Source organism: Microcoleus sp. A003_D6 (genome assembly GCF_036702825.1).
Taxonomy (GTDB): domain Bacteria; phylum Cyanobacteriota; class Cyanobacteriia; order Cyanobacteriales; family Microcoleaceae; genus Microcoleus.
The window spans coordinates 2,484-3,612 of the sequence record NZ_JAUBWA010000057.1; the positions used below are offsets into that span (position 1 = coordinate 2,484).

At 55.0% G+C, this 1,129-nt stretch carries 1 protein-coding gene; it reads right to left on the minus strand.

What is annotated here, in order from left to right:
• A partial coding sequence (locus QUB70_RS16940; protein WP_332982093.1) for a calcium-binding protein occupies positions 1–1,129 on the minus strand: 1,129 nt, incomplete at both ends.

Genomic DNA, 1,129 nt, shown 5'->3' on the forward strand with positions numbered 1-1,129 from the left:
CCGTTGCCGGAGTCGGAGAAGCACTTGTCCCTTGAATAATGGTGAAGGGATTGTCGTCTACGCGCGGTATTTGAGCTGTAGTGAACCTAGATTCATCTAGCGAGTTCGATCGAACATCAATCAACACCGCCAAATATTCCCCAGTTTGCCTGTCCCTAATAATCGTGTTGCTAGAATTCGAGCCTTGACCCTGGAAGATTTCTAACTGTGTAAAGTTCAAACCTCCAGCCAGACCGATCGAATCTCCCGCATTAAAATCTCTAATTAAATCAGCATCGCCGATTTCGCGGCCGCCCGTAGTGAGAAACCCGTTGCCCGCAGGCGACGTGCCCACCCTACCGAGAACAAAGATATCCGATCCGTCGCCTCCTGTCAGAGTATCAGACCCGCGATCGCCCGAAAGAATATCATCCCCAGGCCCCCCAGACAAAGAATCATTGCCGTCACCCCCGAAAATCAGGTCATCACCCTCACCGCCATCACCAGTATCGTTACCAACACCGCCGGTGATGACATCCCCGCCCTCGGAGCCCAACAAAATATCATTGCCAGCGCCGCCGATCAGGCAGTCATTACCCGTGTCGCCAAAAACAGTGTCACTGCCCTTGTCGCCAAAAATCAGGTCGTCCTCGCCACCACCGCGCAGACAGTCATTGCCTTTACCGCCGTACAGCGAGTCGTTGCCTTCAGAACCCAAGACAATATCATTGCCCTGGTCACCAAAAGCTACGTCATCGCCTTCCTCGCCAGAAACCAAGTCATCGTCTTTGCCGCCCCGCGCCGTGTCATTGCCGCGCCCGCCCTCAACGATATCTTTACCAGCGCCACCGTTGAGAGAATCGTTACCGTCATCGCCCCTGAGTATATCGTCCCCGTCCCGACTCAGAAGCGTGTCGTCGCCGCCACCCCCGGAAATCGTGTCATTGAACAAGCTGCCGATTAAATAGTTATTCCCATCATTTCCGACAACTAAGCCATCGACAAAAAGTGGCTCTGGGGGAGGCGTGGGAACTGTCAGAGTTGGCCGCGGCACCGGCGTGACCGAAATCCCCGTCCCCGTCATCGTTGTCGAAGTCCCCGTCATCGTCGTCGAAGTCCCCGTCATCGTCGTCGAAGTCCCCGTCATCGT